This window comes from Streptomyces sp. NPDC048483 (assembly GCF_040651455.1).
Lineage (GTDB): Bacteria > Actinomycetota > Actinomycetes > Streptomycetales > Streptomycetaceae > Streptomyces.
Genome location: NZ_JBEZJZ010000018.1, coordinates 1 through 15215, shown reverse-complemented (window position 1 = coordinate 15215; position 15215 = coordinate 1). Strand labels below are relative to the sequence as shown.

The 15215-nt window shown below is 72.0% G+C and carries 11 protein-coding genes; 6 read left to right on the top strand and 5 right to left on the bottom strand.

Annotated elements, in window-relative coordinates:
* Window positions 1-20 precede the first annotated feature (20 nt).
* The gene (locus tag AB0D04_RS12395; RefSeq protein ID WP_362702195.1) at window positions 21-2024 is read left to right on the top strand and encodes a hypothetical protein; all 2004 of its coding nucleotides are present in this window, start codon (window positions 21-23) and stop codon (window positions 2022-2024) included.
* Complete coding sequence (locus AB0D04_RS12390; protein WP_362702193.1) at window positions 2014-3273, top strand: hypothetical protein; 1260 nt, start codon at window positions 2014-2016, stop codon at window positions 3271-3273. The genes AB0D04_RS12395 and AB0D04_RS12390 overlap by 11 nt, the downstream gene beginning before the upstream one ends.
* An 18-nt stretch (window positions 3274-3291) precedes the next feature.
* Here AB0D04_RS12390 and AB0D04_RS12385 read toward each other — a convergent pair whose 3' ends face one another.
* Window positions 3292-5667, bottom strand: a complete 2376-nt coding sequence (locus tag AB0D04_RS12385) for a PQQ-binding-like beta-propeller repeat protein (RefSeq protein ID WP_362702191.1) — start codon at window positions 5665-5667, stop codon at window positions 3292-3294.
* A gap of 401 nt (window positions 5668-6068) precedes the next feature.
* Here AB0D04_RS12385 and AB0D04_RS12380 point away from each other — a divergent pair, with 401 nt between their 5' ends.
* Window positions 6069-6710, top strand: coding sequence for a hypothetical protein (locus AB0D04_RS12380; RefSeq protein ID WP_362702189.1), 642 nt, complete (start codon window positions 6069-6071; stop codon window positions 6708-6710).
* A 131-nt stretch (window positions 6711-6841) separates the two neighbouring features.
* On the opposite strand, the gene AB0D04_RS12375 is transcribed toward AB0D04_RS12380, so the two are convergent.
* Complete coding sequence (locus AB0D04_RS12375) at window positions 6842-7717, bottom strand: alpha/beta hydrolase (RefSeq protein WP_362702315.1); 876 nt, start codon at window positions 7715-7717, stop codon at window positions 6842-6844.
* Between the two features lie 567 nt (window positions 7718-8284).
* The gene (locus AB0D04_RS12370) at window positions 8285-8977 is read right to left on the bottom strand and encodes a metal-dependent transcriptional regulator (protein ID WP_362702187.1); all 693 of its coding nucleotides are present in this window, start codon (window positions 8975-8977) and stop codon (window positions 8285-8287) included.
* Window positions 8978-9178: 201 nt separating this feature from the next.
* Here AB0D04_RS12370 and AB0D04_RS12365 point away from each other — a divergent pair, with 201 nt between their 5' ends.
* Window positions 9179-9946, top strand: coding sequence for an SIS domain-containing protein (locus tag AB0D04_RS12365; RefSeq protein ID WP_362702185.1), 768 nt, complete (start codon window positions 9179-9181; stop codon window positions 9944-9946).
* A 181-nt stretch (window positions 9947-10127) separates the two neighbouring features.
* Window positions 10128-10502 (top strand): hypothetical protein, encoded by a 375-nt coding sequence (locus AB0D04_RS12360; RefSeq protein ID WP_362702183.1) that lies wholly within the window; start codon window positions 10128-10130, stop codon window positions 10500-10502.
* Between the two features lie 132 nt (window positions 10503-10634).
* On the opposite strand, the gene AB0D04_RS12355 is transcribed toward AB0D04_RS12360, so the two are convergent.
* Together AB0D04_RS12355 and pdxH are read right to left on the bottom strand one after the other, a co-directional pair.
* The gene (locus AB0D04_RS12355; RefSeq protein ID WP_362702181.1) at window positions 10635-12095 is read right to left on the bottom strand and encodes a PAS domain-containing protein; all 1461 of its coding nucleotides are present in this window, start codon (window positions 12093-12095) and stop codon (window positions 10635-10637) included.
* Window positions 12096-12583: 488 nt separating this feature from the next.
* Window positions 12584-13213 carry a pyridoxamine 5'-phosphate oxidase gene (gene pdxH, locus AB0D04_RS12350; RefSeq protein WP_362702314.1) on the bottom strand — a complete coding sequence of 210 codons (630 nt, stop codon included), beginning with the start codon at window positions 13211-13213 and terminating at the stop codon, window positions 12584-12586.
* A gap of 525 nt (window positions 13214-13738) precedes the next feature.
* Here pdxH and AB0D04_RS12345 point away from each other — a divergent pair.
* Entirely contained in the window at window positions 13739-14833 is a 1095-nt protein-coding gene (locus AB0D04_RS12345; protein ID WP_362702179.1) for a citrate synthase 2, read from the top strand.
* Window positions 14834-15215: the final 382 nt, after the last annotated feature.

Below are 15215 nucleotides of genomic sequence, written 5' to 3'. Positions count from 1 at the left end.
CGTTACCGTCGTGGGAACGCATGAACGAGGGGGTGGGGCCGATGCTGCGCGCCGGAATGGTGCTGGTGGCTGGGTGGTTGGCGGTTCTCTTCGCCGCCGGGCTGGGGCATGCGGCGACCGCGGGTGCCGATGCACCGCCCCGGACCGCCTATCTGGCCGAGCGGCTGCGGAAGAACCCGGTGTACGTGACCGACCAGCTGCCGCGTGCGGTCCCGCGGTCCACGGCCGCCGAGTTCGCCAAGGAGGCCCGGCGGCTGGGCGTCCCGACGTATGTCATCGTCCTGCCGAGCGACGTCAACCTGGGCCTGGACGGGCTGCTCCCCGGTGTGCACGACCGGCTGGGGCGCAAGGGGCTGTACATCCAGCTGGACGAAATGGGCCTGGCGGACGTGCAGACGTACGGGGTGAGCGTGCCCGGCGCCCAGGAGGCACAGCGGGCGGCGATGTACGAGATGCCGTACGACGCCACGGCCCGCGAAGAGTTCCGGCGTTTTGTTGACATTCTCAAATCGGGCCGGGCGGCACAGCGGGCCGAGCGGGCCGAGGCCGAATACGGCGGCGCGGACCCGGCGGACGAGCCGGCGAAACTGCACACCAGCCGGACCGACCGCGAGAATCAGAGCTTTGCGACGGGTGCCGTGGTCACCGGCGTCCCGCTCTTCGCCCTGCCGGTCGCGGTCTACTGCGTACGGCGGCGCCGCGTCCGCCGTGAGCCTGCGGCACCGTCGGCCGTGGCTCCCGCCTCACTTGGCGCCCCCGGCCGCTCCCGACTCGTCCGGCTGCTCCCCCTCCCGGTGGCCGCCCTCACCCTCTCCGGGGTGCTCGCCTTCACCGCCTCGCAGGTCTTCGGCGACACCATCAGCGGCGACGGCACGTTCCCGACGGCCGCCGATATGCGGGCCCGGGTCGACCGGGTGGCCGATGGCCTGCGCCACGATCCGCTCTATATCGACCCCGAGAGCCCGGACGTACTGGACGCCGCCACCCGCACCCATCTCCGTAAGCGGCTCGGCGCGCTGCACATCCCGGTGGTGGTCGCCGCCGTCCCCACCACGATCGACGACGAATCCGGCGGCAGCACCGAGCTGTTGGCCAAGTCGCTGCACGACCGGCTGCACCGCGGTGCCGTAATCGTGCTGGCAGACCCCGCGACCGGGGACATCGAGCCGGTCAGCTACGGCGCGCGGGTCAGCAATATGTACCTCCTCGACCGCCCGGACGACCTCACCTACGACGCGTCGCCCGACAAGCTCAGCTCCCGTTTGGACAAGCTGCTCACCTACATCGCCAAGACCCCGCCCACCGGTCCCGATGAGCCGTACGCGCCCTCTCCGGAACCGGACCCGCGGCAGGAACAGACCCTGCCCGGCCTCTTCGCCGGGGACTTCGTACCCGGCCTGCTCATCGGCACCTTGGCCGCGGGTCTGCTCTTCGGCGTGGTGCTGGTGGTCGGCAAGATCGTCGGCCTGGTGCGGCGGCGGCCGAGCGGCCCCCGGGCCGTCGCTCCTGACCGGCCCTCGCACCGCTGGCTGCGGGAGACCGCCGCCACAGACCTCGACGCCCTCAGCGCCGTCGTGGACCGCACCGCCGTACTGGCCACGGGGTCCCGACGCCGCGCGTGGGAGTGCCTGGACGCCGCCGTGATGCTGCTCGACGGCGACAGCGATGCCCGGATCGACGCCGATGCCACCCCGGCCGACCTGGCCTGCGCGATCGTGCTGGCCCGCGCCGGACTCACCGCCGTCCAGAGCCCGGGCGCCGGGCAGCGCGTCTGCCACCGCAACCCGCTGCACGGCCCCGCCCGGAGGGTGCGGCCCTCGGGCCAGGAGGGGCGCTCGTACCCGGTGTGCGAGGCATGCCGGACAACACCGGGCCCGGTTCTTCACCTGGGCCCCACGGCCTCCGCCGGTCGCGCCTCCTCTACCCCCTACCCCACCCTTCCCGGACCACTGGCCACGCTGGGCAACGGCGCCGGAATAGATCAACTCACCCGCGAAATACGGGAGCACTACGGTGTCCACTAACCCCCGCCGCCCGGTGCGGACCGCCCTCGCGCTCGCCGCGTCGTCCTTCGCGCTGCTCCTGTGCACAGCGTCGCCCGGCGCGGCCGCCGAGAGCCCCGGGCAGAAGATCGCCAACGCCCTGGACAAGTCGCCCGTCTACGTCGACCCCTCCCTCTCCACCGCCGTCGACCCCGCCCAGCAGCGGAAGCTGGCCGCCCAGATCCGGCAGACCCATCTGCCGATCCGCGTTGTCCTGGTGCCGCTGGTCGAGGGCGACAGCTGGGACGGCGAGCCGCAGCAGCTCGCCGAGGTGGTGCACGACCGGATGGGCGGCGGTCCGGCCATCCTGATCACGCTCGGGACGTACCACGACGACATCGACGCCGGCGAATGGCCGAACGATGCCCACCAGGCGATGCACGCCGCCTCCGCGGTCAGCTTCCAGGACGATATGGAGGGCGCCGGTCTGCCCCGGCGGATCGCCCGCGCGATCGAGATCATCGAGGCCGGGACCGGCGATGCGGAGTACGAGAAGGCCACCGCCGATCTCAACGGCCCCAGCCATGAACCCCGTTCGCCGGCTTCCGAACCCCAGGCCTCGGCTTCGTTCCCCCGGATCCTTGCCCTCGCCCTCGGCCCCGTGCTGCTGCTCGCGGCCACCGGGCTGCTGCTGCGCCGCCGTGCGCGGCTGCGCGGCGAGCTGGCCACTCCGTTCGCGCTGCCCCGCGCCGTCTTCGCCGCCGCCCGGCGTGCCGACGAGGCCGGGCTCCGGGACCGCGCCGGCGAAGAGGTCGTACGGCTCGGCGAGGAGGCCCGCGCCGCCCAGGGCGACCCCGCGGCCATCGAGCGCGCCCTGGACGCCTATGCCGCGGCGGGCACGGTCCTGGACCGCGCCAGCGGCATCCCCGACCTCGCGGGCGTGTTCGCGCTGATCGCCGAGGGCCGCGCGGCGCTGTCCGGTGCCCCTCTCACGCTGCCGCTCTGCTTCTTCCACCCGCTGCACGGCCCCGCCGCCCGCCGCATACCCTGGCGCCCACTCGGGCGCCGCGAGCAGCTGCAGGTGGCCGCGTGCGAGACCTGCATACGGGCGATACGCACCCGCCGTGCGCCGGAGGTCCTCACCGACCGGCGGGAGGGCCGCCCGGTCCCGTACTTCGAGGTGCCCGCCGAGCAGAGCCTGTGGGCGGCCACCGGGTACGGCTCACTGCTGACCGGTGACTCCCTTGCCGGCCGCGTCCAACGGGGCGAATTCACCCGGACGTTGACGTAGTCGGGCCGGGGCGCGGCCTCACACCGCCGGCAGGCCGTACACCTCGTCGCCATGGGTGACCAGGAGCCGCTGCTTGGCGGCGACGACATGCCACTCCTCCGTGTTTCCCGTGTTGTCGTTGTAGTGCCAACGGGCCTTGCCGGTCTTCGGGTTCAGGGCGAAGATGCCGCCTGCGTCGTCGTAGGACGCGCCGTAGAGGGTGCCGCCGACAAGGACGAACTCGGTGGGTGCCCGGCGTGCGCCGGGTTCCTCGCACAGCCACAGCTTCTTGCCGTGTATGGGATCCACGGCCCATACGCCACCGCTGTGGTCCCCGGCATAGAGCACGCCACCGACGACCATCGGCTGGTAGAAGCTGCGGCGTCCCCCGGAGGAGAGCGACCAGTCGGCCTTGCCGGTGTCGAGGTGCACCGAGCGCAGCCGGTCGCCGCCGAGGAAGATCCGCTTGGCGTGTACGGCCGGGTGCCAGGCGATATCGTCGCCGATCTTGCGCGTCCACAGCTGGCGGCCGGTCGCCGTATCGCGCACCGTGACATTGCGGCGCCCGTCGGTGTAGACGAGCCGGCCGCCCGCCGCGACGCCTTCGAGGTCGTAGTCCTGGGTGCCCTTGTCGCGCGGCTTGCGCCATTCCGCTTTACCGGTACGGATATTGATGGCGGCGATGGCCGTGAGGTTGTCCCGGATGTTCTTGGTGCGTACCGAGGCGATGACGTAGACGCGCTGCTCGTCGGCGGCGAGGATGTGCTCGACCGTCAGCCTGCCGCCCAGCCTGCTGCGCCAGGCCTCCTTGCCGGTGTCCGGGTCGAGGGCGATGACATCGCCGTCGTACTCCGTGCTGACGAGGAAGAGCTTGCCGGTCGCGTAGACCAGCGGGGCGCCCGGGGACACGACTCCCTTGCGGGTCCATTTCGCCTTGCCGGTGACGGCGTGCCGGGCCACCAGCGGGTCGCCGCTGACCAACAGCAGCCCGTTGTGGGCCAGCAGCGGCTGGCCTCGGCTGAGGCTGTCCGTCTCGGCGGTGCGGTGCCACAGGACCTGCGGGGCGGTGCCGGGCGGCGGCGTACGGAACTTCTCGCGGTCCGCGCCGTCGGGGGCCTGCCCGTCGCCGGACCCGCCCGTCCCCTGTCCGCCGCCCTGTCCGCTCCCCTGCCCGTTGCCCTCGTCCTTGTCCCCGAACGCCCAGAGCCCGGCGCCGCCGACGGCCGCGACGCCGACCGCGGCGCCCGCGGCCAGTCCGAAGAAGCGGCGGCGGGAGGGGGCGGCGGGCGCGGCGGCGGCGGCGGTGGCTCCGGGCGTGTCCGCCACGGTGGCCCCCGCCCCGCCCGTCGGCGCAGCCCCGCCCGTCGGCGCAGCGCCCGCCATGGGCGCACCCGAGAGCACATACGTCGGCGCGGTCCCGAATCCGCCCTGCGCGGCGGCCGGAGCCGGCGTGGACGCGTCGGAGTCCCCGGGTGCACCGGGCCCCGCGACCGCAGGCGTCCCGTGCTCCGGCGTCTCCAGGTCCAAAATGCGCGACGCATGGGTGGCGATGGTCGAAGCGACGGCCCCCGGAAGCCAGTTGGCGAAGACCGCCCCTGTCCCCTGCGGCGCCAGCGTCTCCAGCACCTGCTGGGGTGTGGGCCGTTGTTCCGGCTCCCGGTGGAGGCAGGCCGCAACGAGTCCGTGCAGCTGCTCGGGCACGCCCGTCAGGTCCGGCTCGCCGTGGACGACCTGGTAGAGGACGGCGGCCGGGGTGGTGTCCCCGTAGGCCGTATGGCCGGTGGCCGCATAGGCGAGGACGGCGCCGAGCGCGAAGATGTCGCCCGCGGTGCCGACCTGCTGCCCGAGCGCCTGCTCGGGCGGGATGTAGCCGGGCGAGCCGACGACCACGCCGGTCTGCGTCATCCGGTCGCCGTCGATGGCGCGCGCGATGCCGAAGTCGATCACCCGGGGGCCGTCGGCGGCCAGCAGCACATTGGACGGCTTGAGATCGCGGTGCACCAGACCGACGGAGTGGATCTCGGTGAGCGCCGCGGCCAGCCCCGCCCCGAGGGCGCGCACGCTGTGTTCGGGCAACGCCCCGTGGCCGTCGACCACTTCGGTCAGCGACGGGCCGAGGACAAAGGCGGTGGCGAGCCAGGGCAGCGCGGCGTCCGTGTCGGCGTCGACGACGGGTGCCGTGTAGCGGCCGGACACCGCCCGCGCGATCTCGACCTCCTGCCGGAACCGCCCCCGGAAGCCGGTGTCCTGGGCCAGATCCGGCCGTACGACCTTGACCGCGACGGTACGCCCGCCGGCCGACCGTGCCAGATACACCCGGCCCATGCCGCCGGCGCCGATCCGGCCCAACAGACGGTACGAGCCCAGGGATTGCGGGTCGTCCGGAAGCAACGGGTCCATCTCGGTCTCCCCCATCGAGCGAACATCGAACGAACGTGGCACGACGCACCGCACACACACTGGGCAGGCTGCGGGCCGCGACGCCGGGACAGTGCATCGTAACGTCGCGCCACGAAGCACCACTTGCCGAGGTCCGGCCGACGCCCCTGGGCGGTATTGCGGATTCACCGCCGGGTGAGCAATGCCGGTCAATGCCGGTCAATGCCGAGAAATGGCGGTGCACTGGCGGTGCACTGGCGGGCCACCGCAACTCTTCAAGGTGCATTAGCGCCAATTTTGACCGCCGACCGCTACGGAATCCCGGATTACGTTTCGACAGCACCGAAATGCGGATCCTAAGCTCCGGGCAGGCCGTTCGCGAGCACACAGCACATCGCCAACTGTGTGGCGTGACGGGGGAATCTGCGAGGAGACACGTGGTGCTACACACAAGAACTGCCTGGTTGCGCGCCGTCGCGCCGGTTGCCGTACTGGCCCTGACCCTGACCGCCTGCGGCGACAAGAAAGACGCGTCCGACGCAAAGGACGGCGCACGGCACGACAAGGCGAGTTCTCCCGACTCCCGCGCCAAGCCGGAGAATGAGGCACCGGATCCGGATAAGCTCGATGGGCTGAAGTCCGGTCACGGCAAAACGCGGCAGTTCGTGGAAGGCGGCAAGAAAGTCACCTACGAGATCGCCGTGCAGGGTGTGGAGTCGGAACTTGCGGCCCAGGCCAGAGACCTGGTCCGGGACCCCAAGGACGCCAAGGGCCTACTGGCCGATACCGTATTCGTGAAGTACACGCTCAAGGGCGGCGGTGAGGTGAAGGGCCTGCCGCACGTGGCCGACAACATCACGGTCTCTTCGGACGGCCGCCCCAACACTCCGCCCGCCAACGCCCCCAAGGGCCTCCACGGCTGCGAGGACCCGGCCGGCATCGGCACCTGGAAGAGCGGCCAGAGCCACGTCCTCTGCCATATCTCCCTGTCCCCCGCGGCCGCGAAGATCACGGAGGTCCGCTGGGCGGCAAAGGGCGACAAGGACCCGCTCTTCTGGAAGTTCGTCAACACCGGCTGACGGAGCCCCGGAACCGCCCGCCGGAGCCCCAATCCGCCGACGCCCGGCGCCGGCCCGGCTTCGCCCGCGCGCCCCACCCCGCCACGGCCCCTCGGGGCGCCGTGGCGCGCGGGGCGCGCGGTGCCTGCTCCTCAGCCCGGTGTCATGGCCGTACGGAGGAACGGCTCGATGGCGCGGCACCAGGCGTCGGGCTGTTCCCAGGGGAGCAGATGCCCCGCGTCGGATATTTCGGCGTACTCGCCGCGCGGCAGTACCCGGACCATTTCCTGGGCCTCGGCGCGGCCCAGTTCGGCGTCCACACCGCGGACGACCAGGGCCGGGCACCGGACCTGCGCCAGCTCCTCCCAGTGCGCGTCATACACCCAGGTCTCGCGGGCCCGGAGCATCTGACGGCGCGAGAAGGTGGGCCGCCAGCCGTCGGCCCGCTCCGCCATCACCTCCGCGAAGAATTCGCCGCGCGCGGGCTTGGGCCGCTCCAGCGTCGGGTCGTCCTCGCCGAACCACTTACGGACGTCCGCGAGCGTGGCGAACGGCACCGGCCAGGAACGGAACCACTCCGTCCACTCGTGTTGCGAGGCCGCACCCAGTGCCGACGCCCGCATATCGCAGACGACCAGCGCGCTCACCAGATCCGGCCGCCGGGCCGCCACCTGCCACGCCGTCAGGGCCCCCATGGCATGCCCGATGAGAGCGGCCGGGGCCAGCCCGAGCTGCTCGATGGCCGCGATGGCGTCATCGACATAGGCCTCGCGGTCGTACGGTCCGTCCGCGGGCTTCTCGCTGCGGCCGTGACCACGCTGATCGAGCCCGACCGGGCGATGCCGCGCGCTCAGCCGACGCGCGGTGTCCGCCCAGTGCGCCGCGCGCCCCATCAGACCATGGAGCATCAGCACGCCCGGGCCGCACCCGGCCGCCTCTGCCCCGCCGCCCCTCTTGGGCGGATCGGTGAATTCCCAGGCCGCGAGCCGTACTCCGCCGGCCCCTGTCACATCGATGCGCCGCACCATGTGCCCCGGCACCCCCAATCGTCCTTGGCCAGCCCCCACGCCCACATTATCGAACCTCTATTCGAACACGCCGTTCTCGCGCCCAATACCCCTCGTTCGAGTGACCTCGCCCAAGGATTGACCGCGCCCGGCAGGGGGAGACATGTGCCGGGAGGCGGGCCCTACCGGGAAGGGGGCCCGAAGGGAAAGACCCTGGGAGCTCGGGGCTCCGGGTCTTGGCGGGGGGACATGGGGAGGCAGGGCCCCGGCTGCTCGCAGCGCCGGGGCCCTGACCGTCCCACGACACAGCCAGCGGACGCACTCACGCCTCCTCCCCACCCCGGAGAGCCGGCACCCCACATCAGAGCAATGCGCCTCGTGCCGACATATGCCAATGCGTCAGCGCCAGCGTGGCACGACACCGGCCGAATCGCACGGGTTCCCACAAGTTCGTTCAAAGCACAAACAGTTGACGAGCCCGCCGAACGGCGCATCGGCGCAGTTCAGCGGGCTCGCGGGGAAAAACCAAAAGAATCCTTCAAAAGGAAGCGGCCGGGACGTCGGCCCCGGCCGCCTCAGCATGTGGCCTCAGCGTTTGGCGACAAACACATGCGAGGCAATGTCCGCATGCAGCTCGGCGGCCTCGCCGCTGCTGCCGACCAGCACCCCGGCCGGTGACTCCGTCACACTCACCACGGCGCCCGGCTGCACTCCGGCCCGCCGCAGCGTGTACATCAGCTGGGCGTCGGCCTGGATCGGCTCGCCGATACGGCGCACCACGACCGTCTTGCCGTCCGCCCCGGGGTCCAGATCCATCAGGCTCACCATGCCGGCGTCCAGGAACGGATCGGCCTCGGACTTCTCGCCGAGCTCCTCGAGGCCCGGGATGGGGTTGCCGTACGGCGATTCCGTCGGATGCCGCAGCAGCTCCACGACGCGGCGCTCGACCGCCTCGCTCATCACATGCTCCCAGCGGCACGCCTCGGCGTGCACCTGCTCCCACTCCAGCCCGATGACGTCGACGAGCAGGCACTCGGCGAGGCGGTGCTTGCGCATCACGCGCGTGGCCAGCCGCCGGCCCTCCTCCGTCAGCTCCAGGTGGCGGTCGCCCGCGACCGTCAGCAGGCCGTCTCGCTCCATGCGCGCCACGGTCTGGCTCACCGTCGGGCCGCTCTGTTCGAGCCGCTCCGCGATGCGGGCGCGCATGGGGACCACACCTTCCTCTTCCAGCTCGAGGATGGTGCGGAGATACATCTCCGTGGTGTCGATCAGTCCGGACATGCGTGCCCCTCGATGTGTCGTGCGGTGGCCCTGAACTCAATTCTGACGCATCCCACCGACAACGGTGCCTCCTCGTCCGCACGCCGGACTCCCCGCACCGAGTTGCGCCCGTATTGACAGGGCACTGGTCCAGACCGCAACGTGATCCGCGCCCCGACTGATCCACCGCTTCCACGAGACCCGACGAGAGGGCCCGCGGCGATGCCTGAGAGCGACCAGAGTGACCAACTGGCCGGGAAATACTTCGACGCCGCGATCGGCCTGCTACAGCGGGTACGGGACGAGACGGGCGACCGGATCACGGCCGCCGGACGCATGATCGCCGACACCGTCGAGGCGGGCGGCCGGGTGTTCTCCTTCGGCGCCGGACACTCCTCGCTCCCCGCCCAGGACACCGTCTACCGGGCGGGCGGCCTGGCCGTCATGAACCTGCTGTCCGTTCCCGGTGTCGTCGGCGTGGACGTACGGCCCGCGACGCTCGGCAGCGCCCTGGAGCGGGTCGACGGGCTCGCCGCGGCCGTCCTGGACACCAGCCCGCTGAAGGCCGGCGATGCGCTGGTGATCATCTCGCTCTCCGGGCGCAATGCGCTGCCCGTGGAGATGGCGAGGAACGCGCGGGCGCTCGGCATCAAGGTCATCGGGGTGACCTCGGTGGCGTACGCGGCACAGACCACGTCCCGGCACGCCTCGGGCGACTTCCTCAAGGACCACTGCGACATCGTCCTGGACAGCGCCATCGCGGTTGGCGACGCCGCGCTGGCGCTGCCGGGCATCGACGCGCCGTTCGCCCCCGCCTCCACGGTCGTCACCAGCGCGATCATGCAGGCCATGGTGGCGACGGCCGCGGGCACGCTCGCCGAGCGGGGCATCGAGCCACCGCTGCTGCGCTCCGGGAACGTCGACGGCGGGCACGGCTGGAACGACCGGGTGATGAGCGAGTACGCGGACCGGATCTTCTACCGGCACTAGGGCCGATGTCCGGCGGTCATCTGAATTTCGGGTCAACTGATGAGCGGAACGGCGCCAGTTCGCGGCGGTCGTGGGATTCGGCGCGCCACTGACTGGGTGCCTGGCATTTCGTATTAGCCTCCATTCACTGTATGAAGTCGATCGATTACTGATCGCAACCGCTCGATCTATCGGAGATGACATGCGCAAGCTTCGCAAGGCTGCCGTCGCGGTCGCCGTCCTCGGCAGCGTCGGCCTCCTCGGTGCCGGAGCCGGCACCGCCTACGCCGGCGGCGGGACGGCCGACGGCAACTACAGCCGCACCCAGTACAGCCAGGGGGACTCCTACCGTCCGCAGTCGAGCGGCGGCCACAAGCATGGCAAGTCGCACGGCCACAAGGTCATCATTCGGCAGGGCACCACCTGCAGGTCCTGGGAGGCGAACGCCGACGTGCTCGGCGAGGTCGGGGTCGCGAACGGCCTGGCGGGCAACGCGGGCGGCGGCGCGGGAAAGCCGGGCCTCCAGTCCACCAGGATCGGCTCGTCCGCCGGGTGCAACAACATCGTCCGCCTGTAACGGAAAGGGGCCCCGGTCCGAGCCGCCGGCCCGGCGCCGGGGCCCCTTTTTGACCGTCGGCGGGACCTGGGAGCGGCGTCCGTCCGTGGGCCGCTGGATCACGGCCCGGCCGGCCTCCTCCCCCATGGGCGGTTATCCACCCGCCGCCCCCGCGAGGTCCAGCGCCGCCGCTATCCGGGCCGCGACCTCCTCCGCGTAGTCCGCGTCCGCACGGTCGAAGGGGCGGCGCGAGGGCACCCGCAAAAACGTGGCGACGCCCAGCGTGCGGCCGCGGCTGCGCAGCACCACACACAGGCCGTGCACCGTGCCGTCCGGCCATTTGCGGGCGGCCGCCCAGCCCTCTGTCGCCTCCGGGCCCGCGCTGGTGCGCACCGATCCGCGCCGCTCGTACGCCTGCGCCGCCGGATGCCCCGGCGGGTAGGCCATCGGGATGCCGGGCACCGGAAAGGTCTCGGTGGGCCCCGGCGCCCCGGCCGGGGAGGCCAGCGCCCGCACCAGCCGCGGCGCCCGCCCGGCCCTGGCGGCCCCCACGTCCCAGTCCGCGTCCTCGTCCGCGGCCTCGTCCACCGCCCCGTACGGCGCCGGTACGGGAGCCGGTACGAGGTCCACCAGACCGTGATCGGCGAAACCCGCCAGCGCGAAGTCCAGGTGGACGGCGGCCGCCTCGGACGGGTCCGGGCACTCCGCGGCCGCGCGGCCGGCGCGGTGCAGCTGGTGGGCGCGGAAGCGCAGCAGGGAGCCGTCCTGTTCGGCCCGCTTGGCGTCCGTCACGTCCTGGAAGAGCCAGGCGACGCCGAGCGGCACCGGCTCCTCGGCCAGCGGTGAGGCCAGCCGGACGAAGCCGCTGCGCCAGCACCGGCGCGGCGGGCCCGCCTCCTCCGAGCGCAGCGTCACCCACAGCTCGGCCGCGGCCGGCGGCGCGCCCTCGGCGAGGACGTGCTGCAGCGCGCCCTCCAGCTCCTCCACGCCCTGCGCCAGCAGATCGCCCAGCGGACATCCCAGCAAGGCCGTACGTCCCACCCCCAGGGCACGGGCGGCCGGTGCGTTCAGGACGGCGAGCCGTAGGTCCGCGTCCACCAGGACCACGCTCCAGGAACCGTCGTCGAAGAGCGCCTCGCTGAGTGCGATGGAGCGCTCCAGGTCGAGCTGGGCGTGCACCTCGCTGAAGGCGCAGTAGACCCCGACGGCCCGGCCGCCGGGCCCGCGGACCGCCGAGATCTGGGTACGGACGAGCACGCGCCGGCCGTCCTTGGTCAGCAGGGCGAATTCCTGCACCTGGCGGCCCGGGGCACGCATGGCGGCCGAGAGCGCCGCCCGGATCTCGTCGGCGTCCCCCTTGCGGGCCGCCCAGCCCGCCAGACCGGCGCGGCCGACCGCCTCGGCCGCGGTCCAGCCCAGGATGCGCTCGGCCTCGCGATTCCAGTGGGTGACCGCGCCGTCGGCCCCGAAGCCGGCGAGGGCGGCGTCCATGCCGTCCAGGAGCGCGGCGAGCAGCGCGGAGTCGTCGGCTCCGTCCCTCTCGCCGGGCGATCGGCGGGCGGACGCGGAGGAGGACGCGGACGAGGACGAGGCGGAAGAAGCCGACGAAGTCACTGGCACCCCTTTGGAACACGGCTCAAGAACACGGCTCAAAATCGCCGCCGCACGTGCTGTACCTCGCCTTATTCAACTGGAACGTGACCCAGAGCACACCCGATTCACGGAAATCGTTGCGTCCGGGAAAATCGGTTGAACGGGGCCGTACGGCTGCCTAACGTGTGGTGCACACGAGAAGGGAGGTGGTTCGGCTAATGATCAAGAACCGGACGCGTGAGGTGGCTGCGGGCTAGCGGCCCGTCGCTTCACCGAAGTGCAGCGCCGGACCAGCGCATTCTGCAGATGCGCAGCCGGCCCCATTCCCAGTAGTCACCCGACCCGCGGGCTGCCGGTTCGTCCGACCGGCCCTTCGCGCCACCGAGCGCGGAGGAACCAGCCCGCGGGTCGTCTGCGTGCGCGTGCGTATCAGGGCGATTGCGGACTGCCGCAGGGGGCGACTACGGACTGCGGGCGCCGATCACGGGGCGTGCGCGGCGCCCGTACCGTCACGGCGCCAGCCGCTCCACCCGCCAGCCGTCGGTGGGCTGGACGTGGACGTATCGCAGCCGGTCGTGCAGCCGATTGTGCCGACCCTGCCAGAACTCCACCGTTTCGGCGACGACCCGGTAGCCGCCCCAGTGCGGCGGCGCCGGGACCTGCTCGCCCTCCGGGTAGCGGGCCGCCAATTCCTCGTAGGCATGCTCGAGTTCGCTGCGCGAGCCGACGACCGCGGACTGGTCGCTGGCCCAGGCGCCCAGTTGGGAGCCGTGCGGGCGGGTGCGGAAATAGGCGGCGGTCTCGTCCCGGCCGATGCGTTCCGCGGTGCCGTTCACGATCACCTGGCGGGCGAGCGGGTGCCAGGGGAACAGCAGCGAGACATAGGGGCTTTCGGCCAGTTCGCGGCCTTTGCGGCTGTTGTAGTTGGTGTAGAAGACGAAGCCGCGGTCATCGAATGCCTTCAGCAGCACGGTCCTTGAGCTCGGCCGGCCGTCGGGGCCCACCGTCGCGACGACCATCGCGTTCGGCTCGTGCAGGCCGGCCGCGACCGCTTCCTTGAACCAGCGCGCGAACTGGTCGTACGGACCGGCCGCGAGATCGGCTTCGGCCAGTCCCTCGGCGCGGTAGTGCGCGCGCATGGACGACGGGTCGGGGGTTTCGGCGAAGGGCGCGTCGGCAGGGTGCACGGCCTCATCTTGCAGCATCGGATCCGCCCGGGTCAGCCGTGAGGGGCGGAAGTCTGCCCGCCGTCGACCGGACGTAACCCTCTCGTCAGCGAATCGACCAGTGTGCCGGATGTCACGCTGCCCCGCAGGTGACGAACCCGCCAAAATCGCGGGCCTGCCCACTGTGGCCTGTGGACATCGGGAGCTATCGTGTCCGGCCTGAAGGGACGCATCGCGCCCTGACGGGACCCGGCACCACAGCACCCAGACCGACGCACCACACCGACGCACCACACCGCACCGTGCCCGCCCGCGGCCCGACCACCGTGAGCGGCCCCTTCGCGTGACCCATGCCCTGGCCGGGCATCACCGGGGTGACCGGTACGGACCGCGAGCTGCCCGCGCAGCCGCGTAACCGCACCGCCGCCCACACCAGACTCGACTGCACGGCATCCGGTTCTCGACCGTCTGCCGTCCCCACTCATGAGGAGCCGCCTGATGTCCGACTTCGTACCCGGACTTGAGGGAGTCGTCGCGTTCGAGACGGAGATCGCCGAACCGGACAAGGAAGGCGGCGCCCTGCGCTATCGCGGCGTCGACATCGAGGAACTCGTCGGGCAGGTCTCCTTCGGGAACGTCTGGGGGCTGCTGGTCGACGGGGCGTTCAACCCCGGTCTGCCGCCGGCCGAACCGTTCCCCATCCCGGTGCACTCGGGTGACATCCGGGTCGACGTCCAGTCCGCGCTGGCCATGCTCGCGCCCGTATGGGGCCTGAAACCGCTGCTGGACATCGACGAGGCGGAGGCCCGCGACAATCTCGCCCGCGCCGCCGTCATGGCGCTGTCGTACGTCGCGCAGTCGGCCCGCGGGCAGGGCCTGCCGATGGTGCCGCAGAAGGAGATCGACAAGGCGGAGACCGTCGTGGAGCGCTTCATGAAGCGCTGGCGCGGCGAGCCCGACCCCAAGCACGTCAAGGCCGTCGACGCCTACTGGACGTCGGCCGCCGAGCACGGCATGAACGCCTCCACCTTCACCGCCCGCGTCATCGCCTCCACCGGCGCCGATGTCGCGGCCGCGCTCTCCGGTGCGGTCGGCGCGATGTCCGGCCCGCTGCACGGCGGCGCGCCCTCCCGCGTCCTGGGCATGATCGAGGAGATCGAGCGCACCGGCGACGCCACCGCCTACGTCAAGAACGCCCTGGACCGCGGCGAGCGGCTGATGGGCTTCGGCCACCGCGTCTACCGCGCCGAGGACCCGCGCGCCCGTGTGCTGCGGCGTACGGCCAAGGAGCTGGGCGCCCCGCGCTTCGAGGTCGCCGAGGCGCTGGAGAAGGCCGCGCTGGAGGAGCTGCACAACCGCCGCCCGGACCGGGTGCTGGCCACCAACGTCGAGTTCTGGGCCGCCATCACGCTGGACTTCGCCGAGGTCCCGGCGCACATGTTCACCTCGATGTTCACCTGCGCCCGTACGGCGGGCTGGAGCGCGCACATCCTGGAGCAGAAGCGGACGGGCCGACTGGTCCGGCCGTCGGCCCGGTATGTGGGGCCCGCCTCCCGCAGCCCGCGGGAGATCGTGGGCTTCGACGGGCTCTGAGGGCAGTCCTTTCGGGGTTCGCCCCACGTTGTCGGCTTTCCCGCCGTGGTGGGTTTGCCCGCCTTCGGCGGGTGGGGTGGGGGTTGGCCGCCGCGGTCGCCTGTACGTGGCGGGGGTGCGGCGACAGGCCTACACGACTTCGTCGCTACGGCCTGCCGCCTCCCGCCCGTAGCCGCCCTCCGGCCGGTGGGAGCAGAGGTACGAACGACGGCCGCCGGGTGCAACGCATGCGCAACCCGCCACGCACCCTCCCCACCCACCCAGAGGTGGTCGCGTCACCGGCGGGAGGGGTTGGGCCGTAGGGACGAAGTCCTGGAGGACCGGTACACACAGAGCAGGATGACGGTCGAGGTGACCGCGGCGCGGCCCGGCGTACGACTGC